This is a genomic window from Ensifer sp. 2TAB8 (genome assembly GCF_052115125.1).
GTDB lineage: Bacteria > Pseudomonadota > Alphaproteobacteria > Rhizobiales > Rhizobiaceae > Ensifer.
In genome coordinates this window covers 349,389-365,130 of the sequence record NZ_JBFRGB010000002.1, presented here as the reverse complement: position 1 = coordinate 365,130, position 15,742 = coordinate 349,389, and the positions used below count along the sequence as shown (strand labels likewise).

Annotated in this window: 14 protein-coding genes; 9 read left to right on the top strand and 5 right to left on the bottom strand. The window is 63.7% G+C overall.

Translation table 11 applies throughout. From position 1 onward, the window contains the following. Positions 1–39: 39 nt before the first annotated feature. The 5 genes from AB4Z53_RS07475 to AB4Z53_RS07455 all read right to left on the bottom strand — a co-directional run bounded on the left by AB4Z53_RS07475 (position 40) and on the right by AB4Z53_RS07455 (position 5,055). The gene (locus tag AB4Z53_RS07475) at positions 40–801 is read right to left on the bottom strand and encodes an SDR family oxidoreductase (protein ID WP_113540376.1); all 762 of its coding nucleotides are present in this window, start codon (positions 799–801) and stop codon (positions 40–42) included. A 4-nt stretch (positions 802–805) separates the two neighbouring features. Continuing rightward, positions 806–1,624: an ABC transporter permease gene (locus AB4Z53_RS07470; RefSeq protein WP_441595419.1), complete on the bottom strand. Its 819-nt coding sequence runs from the start codon at positions 1,622–1,624 to the stop codon at positions 806–808. Next, positions 1,624–2,490 carry an ABC transporter permease gene (locus AB4Z53_RS07465; protein WP_113540374.1) on the bottom strand — a complete coding sequence of 289 codons (867 nt, stop codon included), beginning with the start codon at positions 2,488–2,490 and terminating at the stop codon, positions 1,624–1,626. Before AB4Z53_RS07465 ends, AB4Z53_RS07470 begins: the two co-directional genes overlap by 1 nt. 251 nt (positions 2,491–2,741) lie before the next feature. After that, positions 2,742–3,902 carry a polyamine ABC transporter substrate-binding protein gene (locus AB4Z53_RS07460; protein WP_113540373.1) on the bottom strand — a complete coding sequence of 387 codons (1,161 nt, stop codon included), beginning with the start codon at positions 3,900–3,902 and terminating at the stop codon, positions 2,742–2,744. A 70-nt stretch (positions 3,903–3,972) separates the two neighbouring features. Beyond that, positions 3,973–5,055, bottom strand: coding sequence for an ABC transporter ATP-binding protein (locus AB4Z53_RS07455; protein WP_113540372.1), 1,083 nt, complete (start codon positions 5,053–5,055; stop codon positions 3,973–3,975). A 246-nt stretch (positions 5,056–5,301) separates the two neighbouring features. Between AB4Z53_RS07455 and AB4Z53_RS07450 the strand changes: the two genes are divergently transcribed. From AB4Z53_RS07450 to AB4Z53_RS07410, 9 genes are all read left to right on the top strand, one after another. Continuing rightward, positions 5,302–6,045: a helix-turn-helix transcriptional regulator gene (locus tag AB4Z53_RS07450; protein ID WP_441595504.1), complete on the top strand. Its 744-nt coding sequence runs from the start codon at positions 5,302–5,304 to the stop codon at positions 6,043–6,045. 272 nt (positions 6,046–6,317) lie between these two features. Beyond that, complete coding sequence (locus tag AB4Z53_RS07445; protein WP_113540459.1) at positions 6,318–7,286, top strand: sugar-binding transcriptional regulator; 969 nt, start codon at positions 6,318–6,320, stop codon at positions 7,284–7,286. Positions 7,287–7,403: 117 nt separating this feature from the next. Continuing rightward, positions 7,404–8,846, top strand: a complete 1,443-nt coding sequence (locus AB4Z53_RS07440) for an extracellular solute-binding protein (protein ID WP_441595418.1) — start codon at positions 7,404–7,406, stop codon at positions 8,844–8,846. A 182-nt stretch (positions 8,847–9,028) separates the two neighbouring features. Continuing rightward, positions 9,029–9,952 (top strand): carbohydrate ABC transporter permease, encoded by a 924-nt coding sequence (locus AB4Z53_RS07435; protein WP_113540369.1) that lies wholly within the window; start codon positions 9,029–9,031, stop codon positions 9,950–9,952. Between the two features lie 11 nt (positions 9,953–9,963). Then, positions 9,964–10,821 carry a carbohydrate ABC transporter permease gene (locus AB4Z53_RS07430; protein ID WP_441595417.1) on the top strand — a complete coding sequence of 286 codons (858 nt, stop codon included), beginning with the start codon at positions 9,964–9,966 and terminating at the stop codon, positions 10,819–10,821. A gap of 3 nt (positions 10,822–10,824) precedes the next feature. Continuing rightward, positions 10,825–11,943 (top strand): ABC transporter ATP-binding protein, encoded by a 1,119-nt coding sequence (locus AB4Z53_RS07425; protein WP_441595416.1) that lies wholly within the window; start codon positions 10,825–10,827, stop codon positions 11,941–11,943. Continuing rightward, the gene (locus AB4Z53_RS07420) at positions 11,940–13,064 is read left to right on the top strand and encodes an ABC transporter ATP-binding protein (RefSeq protein ID WP_223725001.1); all 1,125 of its coding nucleotides are present in this window, start codon (positions 11,940–11,942) and stop codon (positions 13,062–13,064) included. The genes AB4Z53_RS07425 and AB4Z53_RS07420 overlap by 4 nt, the downstream gene beginning before the upstream one ends. Then, a complete protein-coding gene (locus AB4Z53_RS07415) occupies positions 13,064–14,641 on the top strand; it encodes an FGGY-family carbohydrate kinase (protein WP_441595415.1) in 1,578 nt (525 codons plus the stop codon). Before AB4Z53_RS07420 ends, AB4Z53_RS07415 begins: the two co-directional genes overlap by 1 nt. Then, positions 14,638–15,675: a 2-hydroxyacid dehydrogenase gene (locus AB4Z53_RS07410; protein WP_113540364.1), complete on the top strand. Its 1,038-nt coding sequence runs from the start codon at positions 14,638–14,640 to the stop codon at positions 15,673–15,675. Before AB4Z53_RS07415 ends, AB4Z53_RS07410 begins: the two co-directional genes overlap by 4 nt. The last annotated feature ends 67 nt before the right edge of the window (positions 15,676–15,742 follow it).

Sequence of the window (15,742 nt, the reverse complement as noted above, 5' to 3'; positions counted from 1 at the left end):
TTTGCCGCCCTCATCTCTGTGATCTCTAGGCGCGGGCCATCACACCACCGTCTCGCCGCCATCCACCACGAGGATCTGGCCGGTCATGTAGGAGGAGCGGTCGGAGACGAGGAAGAGGATCGATTCGGCGATCTCATCGACGCTGGCCCAGCGCCCGAGTGGCACCTTTTCACGGATATAGGATTCGATTGCGCCGCGGCCGCCCATCTGGGCGATGAAGGGCTCGTTGAAGGGCGTGTCGACCCAGCCGGGGCAGAGCGCGTTGACGCGGATGCCGTGACGGGCGTAGTCGCCGGCCATCTGCCTGGTCATGGCGATAACGGCATGTTTGGTCGTCGTATAGGCGATCATCTCGCGGTCGTAGAGCACACCCGAGGAAGAGGAGGTGTTGAGGATGACGCCGCGGCCGGCAACCCGCATCGACGGCATGACCAGTCGCGCGGCCATGAAATGAGCGCGCACATTGAGGTTCCAGGAGCGGTCGAAGCCTGCGACCTCGACCTCTTCCAGATCGCCCGCAACCTGGGCGCCTGCATGGTTGTGCAGGATATCGATGCGGCCGTGGCGATAGAGGATATCGGCGATACCGTCGGAAAGGGCCGCGTCGTCGGTGACGTCGATCGCGAGCGCTTCGGCGCTGCCGCCCTTGGCGGCGATGTCTTCCACGGCTGTTGCCGCTGCTGCAAGGCTGCGGTCGATGACCACGACATGGGCACCTTCGCGCGCCATGATGGCTGCACCCGCCTGACCGATCCCGGAGCCCGCTCCGGTCACGATCGCGACCCGGTTTTTCAGGATCATGGTTTCACTCCCCGGATTTCGTTTTCTTTTCCCGCATCAGGACGCGGGCGGTCAGGATCAGAAGCAGCGAGGCGACGAGCACCAGCGTCGCGATCGCGTTGATCTCCGGCGTCACGCCGCGGCGGATCGAGGCGAAGACGTAGATCGGCAGCGTGGTCTTCGAGCCGGCGACGAAGAAGGCGATGATGAAATCGTCGAAGGAGAAGGTGAAGGCGAGCAGGAAGCCGGCAAGAATCGAGGGCAGGATCTGCGGCAGCACGATCAGCCGGAAGGTGGTGAGCGGCGTCGCGTAGAGATCACCAGATGCCTCGACGATATCGCGGCCAAGGCTGGCAATGCGGGCCTTCACGATCATCGTCACCAGCGCCATGGAAAACAGGCCGTGGGCGGCGATGATCGAGCCGTAGCCAAGGCCGAGCTGCGGCGGCTGTTCGCCGGGCCAGATCGTTGCCAGCGCCGGATTGACGAAGGAGAAGACGGCGACGAGGGCAACCAGCGTCGCGATGCCGATGACGACGCCGGGCACGACGATGGCGGCGGCAAAGAGCGCATCGAAGATCGCCCGGTTGCGCGGCGCCAGCCGCTCCATGCCAAGGGCTGCCATGGTGCCGAAGATCGCGGCAAGCGTGGCGCTGGTAAAGGCGATCATCAGGCTGTTCTGGAGGGTCGAGACCAGGAAGGTGTTGCCTAGCGCCTTGCCGTACCAGGCGGTCGAAAACCCGGTGAACTCGCTGGCATTGCGCCCCGCATTGAAGGAGAACAGCACGACGAGCGCGATCGGCGCATAGAGGAAGAGATAGACGGAGGAGATGAAGGCGCGCATCAGACGAGATCCACCTGTCTTGTGCCGGCAACGCGGAAGGCGATGCGCATCGCCACCATCAGGATCACTACGACGACGGCAACCAGCGTGACGGCGATCGCCGAGCCGAAGGGCCAGTTTCGCGATTGCAGAAAGAGATCGACCAGCGCATTGCCGATGAAGAAGACCTTGCCGCCGCCCAAGAGCTGCGGGATCAGGTATTCGCCGAGCAGCAGGATCGTCACCAGCGCCACACCGGTCATCACGCCCGGCAGCGAGAGCGGCAGGGTGACGCCGAAGAAGGTCGAGACCGGCCTCCCGCCGAGGTCGGCGGAGGCCTCGAGCAGGCGGCGGTCGAGTTTTTCAAGGCTCACATAGATCGGCATGATCATCAACGGCAGATAGCCGTAGACGATGCCGAGCAGGACTGCGCCCGGCGTGTTCAGCATCCTGACATCCTCGATGCCGATCATCGACAAGAGGTTCGGAATGCCGCGCGAGCCGAGGATGTACATCCAGGCATAGGTGCGCACGAGCAGGCTTGTCCAGAAGGGCACGACGACGAGCGACACGAGGATCAGCCGGTAGCGCGGGTTCGCCTTGACCGCGAGGTAATAGGCGACCGGATAGGCGATCAGCAGGCAGGCGAGCGCGCCGATCGGCGCGAGGATCAGCGTATTCCAGAAGGCCGCTGCCCGCGTCGGCAGATTGGCGAATTGCGCAAAGGTGAAGGCTGCCTGGTAGCCGCCTTCCGGTGCGCGCTCGCCGAAGGCGAAGACCAGCATGGCGATAAAGGGCAGCACGAGGAAGATCATCAGCCAGGCGGCGGCCGGCGCCACCAGCGCCGCCGTCACCAGGTTTCTCTTCGTGTTCGTTGCCGCGGTCATTTGGGTTTGGTCCGTTAAGTTCCAGAAGTGTTTCGGCCGAGCTGCACGGTGAGGGACTGCCCCTCATCCGGCCTGCCGGCCACCTTCTCCCTGCTTGCGGGGCGAAGGGGACCTGTGGCGCCCGCTCGCTCCCTCTCTTCCGACATAAGCGAGGGCAGGGAGCTCTCGGCTTGTCCCTTCTCCCCGTCAGAACGGGGAGAAGATGCCGGCAGGCGGACGAGGGGCGACTAATAGTGTTCGAACCGGTCCGATCAGGCCGACTTGAAACGTGCCATCAGTTCGGCGCGGCCGGGGTCGGTGAGAGTTACGGCAGCGCCGAATTCGAGCGGGGTCAGCGATGCCTCGTCCGGATAGACGATCTTGTTGCCGGTCACGTCGGCCGGCAGCAGCTTCAGGACGCGGCTGTCGGTAGTCGGTGCACCGTTTGCGATGTGCTCCTTCATGGCGTTTTCCGGTGCCATCAGGTAATTGAGCAGCGCATAGCCGGCCGCCTTGTTGGCCGCACTCTTCGGGATCGCGTAGAAATCCGACCAGATCTCGCCGCCGTCCTTGCCGAGCGTGAACAGGATTTCCGGCATGTCGCGGTTGAGCTGGGCGCCGTCATTGGTCCAGCACATGGTCATCCAGGCATCGGTCGCGCGCATCGACGGCTGGTAGTCGCTGTTGATGGCGTAGAGATGTGGCTTCACCTTGATCAGCAGTTCCTCGGCCTTGGCGAGTTCATCCGGCTTGATCGAGTTGAAGGAGTAGCCGAGGGAAACCAGCGCATTGCCGATGGTGGTGAGCTGGTAGTCGTGCACCATGGCGCGGCCGTCGCCGTCGGTCATGGCGATCTCGAAGAATTCCTTCCAGCTGGTGACCGGCTTCTTGATCTTGCTCGAGTTGACCGCAATGCCGGTCGTGCCCCAGTTCTTCGGCACGGCATAGGTCTTGCCGTCGACGGTGCCTTCCTTGGTGAAGCGGGCAGTCTCGGTGGAGGCGTCGTAGTTCGGAACCTTCGAGAGATCGAGTTCGTCGATGAGGCCAAGCTTCACATAGGTCGAGATCGTGTAATTGGTGGGGACGAAGAGGTCCCAGCCGGTACCACCGGCCTGGAGCTTCGCCAGCATCTCCTCGTTGGAGCCGAAGACATTGACTTCGACGGCAACACCGGTCGCGGCCTGGAAGGCCTCGAAGGTCGCCGGGTCGTGGTAGTTCGGCCAGGTGGCGATTGACATCTGCGTGCCGAGATCGCCGGCAAAGGCGGTGGAATTGAAGAGGCCCGGCTGGCGCGCGAGCACGGCGGTCGCAAGGCCGAGGCCGGTGACGCCGAGGAAATGACGGCGCGTGACCGAGCCGCGCTTCAGGCGCATCAATTCGTCCGAGAGCTGATCGACGGTGATAGGGGCATTTTCTCTGTACCATTTGGTCATGACGCTGTTCCCTTTATTGTTTGACGTTCATGCGTAGGCGGCAGAACCGGCTTTCAGGGGCCGGGCGATGTCAGGCTGGAAAGACGTGAAGCGCGTTCGGATCGAAGGCGAGGCCGACCTTTTCGCCGGGTTCGACCAGCTCGCTGTCGCCGAGCGCGCGGCGGTCGGCCGTCACCAAGAAATCGCCGAGCCCATCGACCGCGACGGAGTATTCGACTGCTGACCCCAGGAAGATCCGGTGCGTGACCGTGCCCGCCAACGCTGACGTGCTGACGGCACCGTTGCGCGTCAGGCGGATCGCCTCGGGCCGGAGCGCCACCATGGCCGCCCCCCTTGTGCCGTTGACGGCGGGGGCGCTGAAACGGGTGCCGTTGGCCAGCTCGATCGAGGCATTGCTATCGACCGTCGCCGAAATGCGGTTGGTCTTGCCGACGAAATCGGCGACGAACAGGCTTGCGGGCCGGTCGTAGATTTCCTGCGGCGGGCCGACCTGGACGATGCGACCGGCATTCATGACGCAGACGAAATCGCTCATCGACAGCGCTTCCTCCTGGTCGTGGGTGACGAGCACGAAGGTGATGCCGAGTTCGCGTTGCAGCGTCTGCAGCTCGATCTGCATGGCGGTGCGCAGCTTCTTGTCCAGCGCGGCGAGGGGCTCGTCGAGCAGCAGCACCTTCGGCTTGTTGACGATGGCGCGGGCGAGCGCCACGCGCTGCTGCTGGCCGCCGGACATTTCGTGGATGCGGCGTTTGCCGAAGCCGCCGAGCCGCACCATTTCCAGTGCCTCCTGGGCACGGCGCGATATCTCGGCGCTGGCGATGCGCGGCCGCATCTGCTTCAGCCCGTAGGAGACGTTCTGCTCGACGTCGAGATGGGGGAACAGCGCATAGTGCTGGAACACCATGTTGACCGGGCGGCGATAGGCGGCAACTCCGTTCATCGGCTCGCCGCTGATGAAGACCGTGCCTTCGCTCGGCTGCTCGAAGCCGCCGATCATGCGCAGGCACGTGGTCTTGCCGCAGCCGGAGGGCCCAAGCAGCGCCATGAAGGCGCCGCGCGGCACCTCGAGATTGATGTCGGAAACGGCCGTCACGGCGCCATAACGTTTGGCGACCGAACGGAACTCGATGTCGTTCGTCGAAGCGGATGTCACGTCTGTTCCCTGCGGTTGTTATCGGATGTCGCCAGGAATCTCCCGCCCTGGCGCTCCACCGTCATTGACACGCAGCCTAGTCACCACGTGCCCTGCCGGTATATACCCCGAGAGAGGTATTTCAACGCGGATTGCTCTGTGTGAGGAGTATACCCCGGAGCAGGAAACACCGGCCGGGAGGGCGGTTTGAGCGTCGATCTCGAAGGACTTTTTCAGGTCATGGCGCCGCTGGTGGCGGGCGCGGCGATGGAGGACGAGACCGTCGGCTCCACCTATCGGCGGTTGATGTCAAAGCTGATGACCTTCGATTACGTGGTCGTCTTTGCCTATCGCGGCAAGGAGCGGCCGATCGATCTCTACAGCACCTTCAATGCCAAGGACCACGTGCTCTTCGTCAGCCTCTATCAGGCGGGGCCCTATCTGCTCGATCCGTTCTATCACGCGGCGTCACAGGGCAAGCCGGGCGTCTGGCGGATGCGCGAACTCGCGCCGGACCGGTTCTTCTCCTCGGAATACTATCGCACCTATTACGTGCAGACGGGACTGGCCGAGGAGGTCGGCTTCTTCGTACCGCTCGACGAGCAGATCACCGTTGTTCTCTCCCTGATGCGGCGCGAGGCGACGGGGACTTTCAGTGCTCCGGAGTTCGCGCTTCTGAAAAAGGTAGAGCCGCTGGTCGCCGGGCTGGTGCGCCATCATTGGGCCGATCTCGGTCGCCGGTTCGATGCGGCGCTGGCGAAAACCGGCCGCAGCCGTCGCAAGGCGACGCATCCTCCGGCCGATGGCGTCTGGCAGCATCTCAATCTGACGGAGCGGGAATCCTCGATCATCGAACTGGTGCTGCAGGGCCATTCGTCGGAATCGATCGGTCTCCGGCTCGGCATCTCCACCGGCACGGTGAAGGTTCACCGCCGTAACGTCTACCGCAAGCTCGGGATCTCCTCGCAGACACAGCTTCTGTCGCTCTATCTGAGAAACCTCGGTCAGTAATCCGGTCATCCGTGCGCCGCCGGTGGTCGGTTGATTTCCTGCCGAGCGTCGCCTTTCCCCGCTTTCCAAAATCTCATTCGTTGCGTCACACGGGCCGCCGCCTTCGCGTGCAGCCGTCGCGGCCGCTCAACCACCTCTTCACAAACGTGAATGCTCATTTGTCAGGCGCTATTGACATTTTTTTCACGTCATGAAATTTCTTTCATCAGCGGATAAAAATATCACGCGGTGCAAAAAATATCATGCAGCGCAACAAAACGCGGGTGGAGACCATGACGATCATCGGTGGGGCAGGTATTCGGGACGACGAGACCAGCATGGCGACGCGGGCCGCCTGGCTGCACTATGCCGGCGGCTTGACCCAGGCGGAGGTCGCCAAGCGTCTGGGGCTCACCTCGCTGAAGGCCCACCGGCTGATCATGAAGGCCAACCAGGAAGGCCTGGTGAAGGTCTATATCGACGGCGAAGTCTCCGAATGCGTCGAACTGGAGCAGGCGCTTTCGGCGCGTTACGGCCTCGACTATTGCGAGGTGGTGCCGGACTTCGATTCCGACGATCTGCCGCTGAAGGCGCTCGGCATTTCCGGGGCACAATTCCTGAAGCGCGAGATCGAGCGCGGCGAGACCGCGCTGGTCGGCGTCGGCCATGGCCGCACGCTTGCAGCCTGCGTCGAGTATCTGCCGCGGATCGCAAACGGCAACACCCGTTTCGTCTCGCTGCTTGGCGGGCTCACCCGCAAGTTTTCGGCCAACCCGCATGACGTGATCCACCGGCTCGCCGAGCGGACCGGCGCCGAGGCATATGTCATGCCGGTGCCGTTCTTCGCCAACACGGTCGAGGATCGCGACGTGCTCTTCAGCCAGCGCGGCGTGCGCGAGGTCTTCGATCTCGCCAAGACCGCCGATCTCCTGATGGTCGGCATCGGCACGGTCGAGCGCGAGGCGTCGCTGGTTTCGACCGGTATGATCGAGATGAGCGAGATCGAGGAGATCCAGAAGGGCGGGGCGATGGGGGAATTGCTCGGCCACTTCTTCGACGCCGACGGCAAACCGGTCGAGACCGCGCTCTCGGACCGTACGTTTACGCTCGGCCGCGAGGACCTGAAGAACCGCCGCACGGTCGCTGTGGCCGGCGGCAAGATCAAGGTGCCCGCCATTCGCGCGGTTCTCGCAAGCGGTCACTTGAGCGGCCTTATCACCGACGAGCGGACCGCACGGGCGCTGGCCGCCCACGGCGCATGAGGCGCTAAGACATTCGAGGCCATGAGGGCAGGGAGGATCTGCCCAGGGTCTTAAAGGGAGGAATACCGGTGGGGTAGCCGGCAGTCGTAATCATACCCGCAACGGAGGAGAAGACGAATGTACGAGAAGGAGAAGGACCTCATCAGCGCATTCCTGCGTGGGGAGGTGGACCGCCGCGGCATGCTCAAGGGATTGGGTGCCGCAGGCCTGGCAGCCGGCACGGCCGGCACGTTGTTCAACATGATGTCGACGCAGGCGCTCGCCGCCGATTTCGACTGGAAGGCGCATTCCGGCAAGAAGCTGAAGCTGCTTCTGAACAAGCACCCTTACGCCGATGCGATGATCGCCAACCTGCAGGCCTTCAAGGACCTGACGGGCATCGACGTTACCTATGACGTGTTCCCGGAAGACGTCTATTTCGACAAGGTGACGGCGGCGCTGTCTTCGGGCTCGGCCGAATACGATGCCTTCATGACCGGCGCCTACATGACCTGGACCTATGGTCCGGCCGGATGGATCGCCGACCTCAACGAATGGATCAAGGATCCGACCAAGACCAACCCCAACTACAACTGGGATGATTTCCTCGCGGGCGTGAAGAACTCCTGCGCCTGGAACGGCCAGCCGGGTGGGGCGCTCGGTTCGGAAGACGCCAAGCAGTGGTGCATTCCGTGGGCGTTCGAGCAGAACAACATCACCTATAACCGCGAGATGTTCGACAAGGCCGGCGTCGAGCTGCCGAAGAACCTCGACGACATGATTGCGGTTGCGGCCAAGCTGCAGAAGGACATCGGCGGCATCTACGGTATCGGCGTCCGCGGTTCGCGCTCCTGGGCAACCATCCATCCGGGCTTCCTGTCGGGTTATGCCAACTTCAACCAGAAGGACCTGAACGTCTCGGCCGACGGCAAGCTGTCGGCAGCGATGGGCACGGCGGAATCCAAGGCCTACCACGCCAAGTTCGTGCAGATGATTCAGGAAAGCGGCCCGAAGGACTGGTCGACCTATACCTGGTACCAGGTCGGCACCGACCTCGGCGCCGGCGCCTCGGCGATGATCTTCGACGCCGATTGCCTCGGCTACTTCATGAACGGCGGCGACAACAAGATGGCCGGCAAGCTCGGCTATGCGGCCTTTGCCGCCAACCCGGAAGCGACCGCCTCGACGCCGAACATCTGGATCTGGTCGCTCGCCATGTCCAACTTCTCCAAGGACAAGGACGCCACCTGGTACTTCCTGCAGTGGGCTTCCGGTCCGGAGCACGCGCTGTTCGGCGCCACCAAGATGGACTTCGTCGATCCGGTTCGCCAGTCGATCTGGAAGGACGAGATGTTCCGCGAGAAGCTGAACGGCAAGTATCCGGGCTATGTCGAAATGTTCGATGCCTCGGCCGCCGGCGCCTCCATCAAGTTCACGCCGCAGCCGCTGTTCTTCGACGTCACCACCGAATGGGCATCGACGCTGCAGAAGATGGTCGCCAAGCAAGTGCCGGTCGATGAGGGTCTCGACCAGCTCGTCGAAAGCATCAACCGCCAGCTCCAAGAGGCGGGTCTCGGCTGATAGGCCTCCCAAGCGATGCCCGGCGCTTGCGAGTGCCGGGCATCCCGAGATGCCGGCAATGGCCGGTCTGTGGCGATCCGTTTGAGGTCGTACCGAAAACAACCTGAGATGCCGAGGACTGGCGCGGGCTCGAGCTTCCGCGCGCCGCGTGCTCTTTCAAGACTTCAGGAACGGAGCTCGACATGGCTTCAACAGAAACCCTCCGCAGACCGACCTCCGGTTTCAGGATCAGCAGGAAGATGCTTCCCTATGTGCTGAGCCTGCCGGCGCTGCTCGTCTGCATCGGCATCCTCATCCCGTTCTTCACGGCGGTCATCTATTCCTTCCAGCGCTACCGGCTGAGCCAGCCTTGGGCGCGCCAGTTCAACTGGGGCGAAAACTACCTCAACTTCTTCACCGATCCGGCCTTCTGGAACACGCTCAAGGTATCGCTGCTTTATGCCGGCCTCACCGTGACGCTGGAACTGCTGCTCGGTCTCGGTATCGCGCTGCTTCTGCAGCGGCGCTCTGCGGTCAACAACTTCATCTCGATCATGCTGCTCCTGCCGCTGATGATCGCGCCGGCGCTCGCCGCGCTGATGTGGAAGCTGATGACCAATCCGAGCTTCGGTATCCTCAGCTACCTCGCAAGCCTGATCGGCCTGCATGATTTCCGCTGGGCATCCTCGCCGGATACCGCGCTGCTGACAGTCGTGCTCGTCGATATCTGGGTCTATACGCCCTTCATCATGATCCTGCTTCTGGCCGGTCTGCGCTCGCTGCCGACGCAGCCCTTCGAGGCGGCCGCTCTCGACGGCGTGCCGCGCAGCTTCGTCTTCTTCCGCATCACGCTTCCGATGCTGACGCCCTACATCCTGACGGCGACGCTCTTCCGGTTGCTGGACAGTATCCAGCAGTTCGACATCATCTACGCGATGACCCAAGGCGGACCCGGCAACACGCTCACCGTCTTCCAGGTCGAGGCCTATCTCAACTTCTTCCAGTCGACCAATGTCGGTCGTTCGGCGGCATTGCTGATCATCCTGTGGGCGATCACCTACACGCTGTCCAACGTCTTCATCAAGAACTGGCTGCGGCTGCGCGAACGCGCTCGCGGCGAAGCTTAAAGGAGGGACCAATGGAAACCATGTCTCCGCTCGAGCGGACCTTACGCGGTCTCGCCCTCACGCTCGTCGTCGTCTTCTTCATGTTCCCGATCTTCTGGATTTTCCTGATGTCGTTCCAGACGAACGAGACGATCCTGGCGATCCCGCCGTCGATCGTGTTCTCGCCGACGCTTTCCAACTATGCGGCGCTGATCACCGGCAAGCTGCAGACGGCGGCCGGCTCGCTCGACATCGCCTTCATGCGCAATCTTGGCAACTCGATCTTCCTCTCGGTCGCATCCGTTGCCGTGTCGCTGGTGCTCGGCGTGCCCGCGGCCTATGCCTTTGCCCGCCACAAGTTCAAGGGCTCGGAGGACATCGCGTTCACGCTGCTCTCCTTCCGCTTTGCGCCGCCGCTGCTGGTGCTGCTGCCGCTGACCCAGTACTTCCAGTGGCTCGGCCTCTCCAACACCTACTTTGGCCTGATCTGGGTCTACCAGCTGATCTGCCTGCCGCTCATCCTCTGGATCGTTCGCGGTTACTTCGAGGATATCTCGGCCGACGTCGAATATGCCTATCGCATCGCGGGCCATTCCTGGTTCGCGACCTTCCGCAAGATCGCCCTGCCGCTTGCAGGACCGGGCATTGCTGCGGCCGGCCTGCTTGCCTTCATCTTCGCCTGGAACAACTTCGTCTTCGCGCTGGTGCTGGCATCCGCCGACAAGCAGCCGGTGACGGTGGGCGCGCTCGCCTTCGTCACCTCCTCGGGCATCCAATACGGGCAGATCGCGGCGGCCATCGTGCTCTCGGTCACGCCGACGCTCGCACTTGCACTCTACGCCCAGCGCTACCTTGTCGAAGGCCTGTCGCTCGGCGCGGTGAAAGGGTAACTCATGACCACGCTGCAACTGAAGAATATCGTCAAGCGCTACAAGAGCCAGACGGTTCTCGACGACCTCACGCTTGATGTTGCCGATGGCGAACGGCTGGTGCTCTTCGGCTCCTCCGGCGCCGGCAAGACCGTGCTGCTCCGGCTGGTCGCCGGCGTCATCGAGCCGGACGAGGGCAGGGTGCTGATCGGCGGCGAGGACATGACCGATGTCGATGCCGAACACCGGGGCGTCGGCATGGCCTTCCAGAACTTCGCGCTCTTCCCGCACATGAGCGCCTTCGACAATATCGCAAGCCCGCTGACGGCGGCGAAATCGTCGAAGGAGAGAATAGCGGCGGGCGTGCAGAAGGTCGCCAAGCTGCTGAAGATCGACCACGTGCTGACGCATCACCCGAAGGCGCTTTCGAACGGCCAGAAGCAGCGCACCGCACTTGCCCGTGCGCTCGTCGGCTCGCCGCCGCTGCTGCTGCTTGACGATCCCCTGCGCAACGTCGATGCGAAGCTCCGCTTCGAGATGCGTTTGGAACTGCCGCGGCTCCTGGCTGCGGAAGGTGCGACCGTCGTCTACGTCACCCAGGACTACAAGGAGGCGATGGCGCTCGGCGACCGGATCGCAGTCATGGCAGCGGGCCGTATCCGTCAGGTCGGCACGCCGCAGGAGATCTACAATGCGCCCGCCGATATCGAGATCGCGCGGCTCTTCGGCGATCCCACCATCAACCTGCTCGATGTCACGCCGCAGCGGAGCGGCGAGGGCGTCTTCGTCGAGCTCTCCAATGTCCGGGTGCGGCTTGCCGATTACGGCGCCGATGTCGTCGGCAGGCAGTGCGTGCTTGGCCTGCGTCCCGAGGCAATCAGCTTCGTCGACGCGGCGGCACCGGGCGCCATTCCCGTGACAGTAGAGGCGGAAACGCCGCTCAACGAAAAGACCGTGACGCTGGCGCTGACGGCCCGCGGCCGCGAAATCCTGGTGTCACGCCCTGCCGGCACGCCTGGTCCGACCGCTGGTCCTGCCCATATTGCCGTCAATGGCATGCAGGCCTTTCTCTTCGACAAGACGAGCGGCGCTCTTTTGCCGCGCGCCGACCTTGCAGCCAAGCGTAATGGAGAAGCGGCATGACCGACACCGCTCTTTTGATCAAGGACGTCGACAAGTTCTACGGTCCAGTCGACTACGGCGTGCATGCCGTGAAGAAGCTGAACATGGATGTGAGGAAGGGCGAGATTATTGCTCTGCTCGGCTCGTCCGGCTGCGGAAAGACCTCGACGCTGCGCATGATCGCCGGCTTCGAGGCAGTATCGCGCGGCACGATCTCGCTTGCCGGACGCGAGGTTCAGACCCTGCCGCCGGTGCGCCGCAACGTCGCCATGGCGTTCGAGGGCTATTCGCTCTATCCGCCACTGACGGTGCGCGAAAACATCGCCTTCGCGTTGAAGGCCTCGAAGCTCTCGCAGAGCGTCGTCGACCAGAAGGTGGCCGGTATCGCCAAACTGCTCGAAATCGAGGACATTCTCGGGCGCTACCCGAGCTCGATTTCCGGCGGCCAGCAGCAGCGCGCTTCACTCGGCCGGGCCCTCATCCGCGACGCCAACCTGCACCTCCTCGACGAGCCGATGGGGCAGCTCGAGCCGCAGCTTCGCGCGCTGCTTCGCGGCCGCATCAAGCATTTCATCAAGGAGCGGGGGCTGACGGCGATCCTCGTCACCCACGACCAGACCGAGGCGAACGCGCTTGCCGACCGCATTGCCGTCATGGAAGGCGGCGTGCTGCAGCAGTTCGACACGCCGCAGAAGATCAAGGAGCGGCCGGCCAATCTCTTCACCGGCACCTTCGTCGGCGAGCCGCCGATGAACGTCTTTGAGGCCAGTGTTTCCGGCTCCGAAAGCAAGATGGCCTTTGGCCTGAAGGACGGCGTGCGGCTGGAATATCCGGCCTCCGACTTCTCGCATGCGGTGCGCGATGCGCTCATCAAACGGCAGAAGGTGGTGCTCGGCATTCGCCCCTATTCGGTGCGCCGCAGCGCCGATGGTGTGACCGGCCGCGTCGCCGTCAACCAGTGGCTCGGCGACCAGACCCATATCGCGGCGGATTTCGCCGGTGGCACCATGGTGCTGGTCGAGCATGACCGAACGGAGCTCGATGTCGGCCAGCCGATCGGCATTCATCTCGATCCGTCGAGCCTGCACGTCTTCGACGGCGAGAGCGGGCGCGCGATCAGCCATGGACAGGAGCTCGCCTGATGCGGGACATCCTCATCGGCATCGATGCGGGAACGTCGGTCATCAAGTCGGTGGCCTTCGATCTCGCCGGCCGGCAGCTGGCCATGGCCGCCGTGCCGAACGCCTATGAGGCGGTCGGCCGCGCTGGCAGTGTCCAGGATCTGGAGCGCACCTGGGCAGATGCCGCGGTGACGCTGAAGCAGCTCTCCGAGAAGATCGACAACCTTTCCGGCCGCGTCGCTGCGATCGCTGTGACCGGCCAGGGCGACGGCACCTGGATGATCGATCGGGACGGCGCCCCTGTCGGCAAGGGCTGGCTCTGGCTCGATGCGCGCGCCGGCGAAACGGTGGAGCGGCTGCGCGGCGACAGTGGCGACGTTGCCCGCTTCGAAAGCACCGGCGCGGGTCTTGCCGCCTGCCAGCAGGGGCCGCAGCTGCGCTGGATGAGCGACCATGCGCCCGAGATGCTCTCGGGCGTTGCCACCACCTTCCACTGCAAGGACTGGCTCTATTTCAAGCTGACCGGCAAACGGGCGACCGATCCCTCCGAGGCGAATTTCAGCTTCGGCAATTTTCGCACCCGCAGCTACAGCGACGACGTCATCGCCTTCCTCGGGCTCGAAAAGCTGAAACATGTGCTGCCCGAGATCGTCGACGGCGCCGCGACCCATCACCCGCTTTCGGCGGAAGCGGCCGGTATCACAGGTCTCACCGAGGGCACGCCCATCGTGCTTGGCTATGTCGATGTCGTCTGCACAGCCCTTGGCGCCGGGCTCTACGATCCGGGCACCGATACCGGCTGCTCGATCATCGGCTCGACCGGCATGCACATGCGGCTTGCCAATGGCGCCGACGATGTGCGGCTGAACCGGGACTTGACCGGCTACACCATGTGCATGCCGATCCCCGGCGCCTACGCGCAGATGCAGTCGAACATGGCGGCGACGCTCAATATCGACTGGATCCTCTCGGTGGCTTCCGGCCTCTTGAAGGGCATGGGGGTCGAGAAATCCAAGAGCGAGCTGCTCGCTTTTGTCGACGGCTGGCTGGCCGATGCCAAGGACACGCCGCTGATCTTCCAGCCCTATATCTCGGATGCCGGCGAGCGCGGGCCCTTCGTCGACGCGACGGCGCGGGCGTCCTTTGTCGGGCTGTCGATCACCCACGGCTTTCCCGACATGGTGAAGGCGGTCTTCGACGGGCTCGCCATGGCGGCGCGCGATTGTTATGCCGAAATGGGGCCGCTACCGACGCGGATCCGATTGACCGGGGGTGCCGCCCGCAGCGCATCGCTCCGCCGTATCCTCGGTGCGGCCYTCGGCGCCAGCGTCCAGACGAGCGAGCGGGAGGAGGCGGGGGCGGCCGGTGCCGCGATGATCGCCGCCGTCTCGCTCGGCATCTACCCCTCGATGGCCGATTGCCTTGGCGATTGGGTCGCGCCCTATCAACGCCCCGCGGAGGCGGCCGATCCGGCGCTTAGCCGCCGCTACGACGAACTCTTCCCCGCCTACCAGCAGTCGCGAACAGCGCTCAGACCCGTCTGGCACGCACTCTCCCGAAGTGCTGACGCCGGAAACCAACAGGAAAGACCGAAATGAAGAAGATAGCCATTATCGGCGACCGGTTCATGCTGCCGGACGTGTTCCGCGACAAGATCGTCGAGGCGACCGGCAACGGCCATGACATCCGCACCCTCGAACTGCCCTGGCCGGATGTGCCGATGGAGCACGGCTATGCCGTCGAAGGCATGGATGGCCTCAAGGAATATCTCGGCAAGCCCGAGGACATCATTGCATTTATCGGTGACGCGGAAATCCTGGTGACGCAGTTGGCGCCGCTGTCGCGCGGAATGCTAGAGGCATTGCCGGGCCTGAAGCTCGTCGCCGTCTCGCGTGGCGGTCCGGTCAACATCGACATGGGTGCCGCACGCGATGCCGGGGTGCGCGTCGTCAACACGCCAGGCCGCAATGCGAGCGCCGTTGCCGAATTCACGCTTGGCGCCATCCTCGCCGAGACGCGGCTCATCCGCACCGGTCACGAGGCGCTGCGCAGGGGTGAATGGCGCGGCGATCTCTACCGTGCCGACCGGACCGGCCGCGAACTCTGCGAAATGACCGTCGGAGTCATCGGCTACGGCAATATCGGCACCAAGGTCGTGCGCCTGCTGCGCGCCTTTGGCACCAGGGTTCTGGTGCACGACCCCTATGTGCAGCTTTCCGCCGACGATCTCAATGCCGGCGTCGAGCAGGTCTCGCTCGACACGCTTCTGTCCCGTTCCGACCTCGTGACGCTGCATCCGCGCGTCACCGACGAGACGCGGAACATGATGAATGCCGAGACCTTTGCGAAGATGAAGCCGGGCGCGATCTTCGTGAACACGGCGCGCGGGCCGCTCTGTGACTACGACGCGCTCTACGAGAACCTGGTCAGTGGTCATCTCTCGGCGGCGATGCTGGAGACCTTTGCGGTGGAGCCGGTTCCCGAGGAGTGGCCGTTGTTGCAGCTTCCCAACGTGACGCTGACGCCGCATATCGCGGGCGCTTCCGTGCGCACCGTGACCTTCGCCGCCGAAATGGCCGCCGAGGAGGTTCGCCGTTACATCGCCGGCCTGCCGCCGGTTCACCCTTGCTAGAGCGGGCCGAGGAAAGGCGTGGGCGGGTTTCCGCCCACATCCCGCTCTAACCGATCAGAATTGAGGA

Coding starts and splice junctions, on each gene's coding strand:
- AB4Z53_RS07475 (WP_113540376.1), bottom strand. CDS start 801: ATGATCCTGAAAAACCGGGTCGCGATCGTGACCGGAGCGGGCTCCGGG.
- AB4Z53_RS07470 (WP_441595419.1), bottom strand. CDS start 1,624: ATGCGCGCCTTCATCTCCTCCGTCTATCTCTTCCTCTATGCGCCGATC.
- AB4Z53_RS07465 (WP_113540374.1), bottom strand. CDS start 2,490: ATGACCGCGGCAACGAACACGAAGAGAAACCTGGTGACGGCGGCGCTG.
- AB4Z53_RS07460 (WP_113540373.1), bottom strand. CDS start 3,902: ATGACCAAATGGTACAGAGAAAATGCCCCTATCACCGTCGATCAGCTC.
- AB4Z53_RS07450 (WP_441595504.1), top strand. CDS start 5,302: ATGGAGGACGAGACCGTCGGCTCCACCTATCGGCGGTTGATGTCAAAG.
- AB4Z53_RS07445 (WP_113540459.1), top strand. CDS start 6,318: ATGACGATCATCGGTGGGGCAGGTATTCGGGACGACGAGACCAGCATG.
- AB4Z53_RS07440 (WP_441595418.1), top strand. CDS start 7,404: ATGTACGAGAAGGAGAAGGACCTCATCAGCGCATTCCTGCGTGGGGAG.
- AB4Z53_RS07435 (WP_113540369.1), top strand. CDS start 9,029: ATGGCTTCAACAGAAACCCTCCGCAGACCGACCTCCGGTTTCAGGATC.
- AB4Z53_RS07430 (WP_441595417.1), top strand. CDS start 9,964: ATGGAAACCATGTCTCCGCTCGAGCGGACCTTACGCGGTCTCGCCCTC.
- AB4Z53_RS07425 (WP_441595416.1), top strand. CDS start 10,825: ATGACCACGCTGCAACTGAAGAATATCGTCAAGCGCTACAAGAGCCAG.
- AB4Z53_RS07420 (WP_223725001.1), top strand. CDS start 11,940: ATGACCGACACCGCTCTTTTGATCAAGGACGTCGACAAGTTCTACGGT.
- AB4Z53_RS07410 (WP_113540364.1), top strand. CDS start 14,638: ATGAAGAAGATAGCCATTATCGGCGACCGGTTCATGCTGCCGGACGTG.